The sequence below is a fragment of the Methylobacterium sp. J-070 genome (assembly GCF_022829385.1).
Classification (GTDB): domain Bacteria; phylum Pseudomonadota; class Alphaproteobacteria; order Rhizobiales; family Beijerinckiaceae; genus Methylobacterium.
Genome location: NZ_JAKSXX010000104.1, coordinates 1 through 2,295 on the forward strand (window position 1 = coordinate 1; position 2,295 = coordinate 2,295).

Below are 2,295 nucleotides of genomic sequence, written 5' to 3' on the forward strand. Positions count from 1 at the left end.
TGGCCCTCGATGTCGAGGACCTGCGCGAGGATCCGGAGGGCCTGCGCGTCGTGGTCCGCCGGTCGAAGGTGGATCAGGAGGGCAGGGGGTTCGAGAAGGCCATCCCCCACGGCCGGTTCGTCCGGCCGGTGGCGCTCGTGCGGGACTGGCTGACGGCAGCCGGCATCACGTCGGGCCCGGTGTTCAGGCCGGTGTCGCGGTCTGACAATGTCCGGCAGGGTGAGAGCGTGCGGCTGACAGACCGATCCGTCGCCAACATCCTGCAGAGCTACTGCACGGCCGCGGGCCTCAATGCATCGACGTTCGGGGCGCACTCGCTGCGGGCTGGATACATCACCACGGCGGCCGAGCGCGGGGCGGACCTCGCACGGATCATGGATCAGTCAGGCCACCGGGACCCACGCACGGTGGTCGGCTACATCCGGCGAGCCAACGCCTTCAAGGGGCATTCGGGGAGCAGGTTCTTGTAAGCCGCCCACTTCCTGCTCGGGCATCTAGCAACGGCTGTTCGTTGGGTGTGCTCGGCAAGCAACAATCGAGACGCCATGCCTTGTCACTCGATCCGAATTGAGCGCTGCGGCCGCCAAAGATGTCGTTAGCCCAAATTTAGCCTCGACTCATGGATCGGATGCTGCAGCCGGCAGCGGGTGCGCTGGCTAACCCCACTAGGGTCAGCACACATGGCAATCGCTCAGCTCCTACGCAGCACCCTCAAGTCGCCGCTCTGGGCGGCTCAGCTTGGGACCGGGGCCAAGTCGTTCGTCGACAACCCGATCCTCGGTTCGGAGCGGTTGAACCGGGCCGGCCTGCACACGGTACGGGTGCGCTTGGCCCACGCCATGGCAGGTCTGCGCCGCCGTCAGCTCGCACATCTGGTCAATGCGCAGGACCGGACCGACTTCGCCCGTGACGGCTTCATCAAGCGCGCCGACTTCATGCCGGCCGACCTGCACAAGGCGGTCTACGCCGAGGTTACCAGCATCACCGCACAGGGCCGGGAGCAGATCCAGGGTGACACCGTCACCCGCCGCATCCCACTCGATCCTGGAACGCTCACACGGATGCCGGCCATGCGCCAGCTCCTGGCCCTTCCGGAGTGGAGGAACCTGCTGCGCTACGTGTCGAGCTTCAACTGCGAGCCGATCCTCACCGTGCAGACGATCCTGTCGCACGTCACCGACGCGCCGCCGGACCCGCAGACGAACTTCCACATCGACACCTTCCACCCGACCATGAAGGCGTGGCTGTTCCTCACCGACGTCGCCGCCGACGAGGGGCCGTTCACCTACGTGCCGGGCTCGCACCGCCTGACCAAGCGGCGGCTCGCCTGGGAGCGGCGCACCGCCATCAACGCGGCGAGCGGCCGCGACCGCCTCAGTGGCCGCGGCTCCTTCAGGGCCACGCCGGCGGAGCTGAAGCGGATGGGCTACGCCGACCCGGTGGCCTTCGCGGTCCCGGGCAACACGCTGGTGGTGGGCGACACAGTGGGCTTCCACGCCCGCGGCCCGTCGCTGCGGCCGGCGGTGCGGATCGAGGTCTGGGCCTACGACCGGCATAACCCGTTCCTGCCGCTGGCCGGGGTCGACATCTGGTCCCTTACCGGTCTCGCCCGGTGGCGCACCCGCGTCGAGTGGTGGTTGCTCGACCGGCTGGAGCAGCTCGGCCTGCGCAAGAACGTCTGGCGGCCGGTCGGGCGCCTTACCGCCGACGCTCCGCCCCGGATCGTCTGACATCGGATCAGCAGGCTGAGCGCTACCCCCGTTCGGTGTAGCGCTCAGGCAATCAGCTATCCTCGCGGCAGAAAGTTAAATTTCAAATGGCAAACGCCCCAGGAGCGGGGGGCTCCTGAGGCGTTGCCGACCTCGCGGCCAGTCTGATCGGGCTGGGGATCCGGAGGCCAACCAGTATGTAGCAACATCGCGGTAGGAGAGCGATGACAGGGACCCCGCCCTCACGTTCGCCTATCGCAACCGCCCCGCTGTACAGGTCGGGGCGATTTGGAGTGGCTTGGTCTTAGTACGAACCGAACTTGTAGTTCAGGCCTGCCCGGACGACGGCGAACTCGTCGTCACGACGACCTACAGCGCTGTAGAGCACCGGGACGTTGCTGGCGGCGTTGATGACGAACGCACCCTGGTTGCGGGTGCTGCGGTCGAGGTTGACGTACAGGCCTTCGACCTTGAGCGTGACGGCCGAGGAGCGGAAGAAGTTCAGGAACGAGTCGGTGGGCAGGGCGTACTCGATGCCGCCGCCGACGGCGTAGCCGGTGCGGAAGCTGTCGTTGCCGGCAAAGCC

At 67.2% G+C, this 2,295-nt stretch carries 2 protein-coding genes and 1 pseudogene; 2 read left to right on the top strand and 1 reads right to left on the bottom strand.

Annotated elements, in window-relative coordinates; translation table 11 throughout:
• Both MKL01_RS08045 and MKL01_RS08050 read left to right on the top strand, forming a co-directional pair.
• Nucleotides 1–470: tyrosine-type recombinase/integrase (locus tag MKL01_RS08045; RefSeq protein ID WP_243904694.1), on the top strand; the 470-nt coding region annotated here is incomplete at its 5' end.
• Between the two features lie 210 nt (nt 471–680).
• A complete protein-coding gene (locus tag MKL01_RS08050; RefSeq protein ID WP_243904695.1) occupies nt 681–1,730 on the top strand; it encodes a phytanoyl-CoA dioxygenase family protein in 1,050 nt (349 codons plus the stop codon).
• A 283-nt stretch (nt 1,731–2,013) separates the two neighbouring features.
• Here the strand turns inward: MKL01_RS08050 and MKL01_RS08055 are convergent.
• Nucleotides 2,014–2,295: pseudogene (locus MKL01_RS08055) on the bottom strand (porin family protein); the annotation flags it as partial.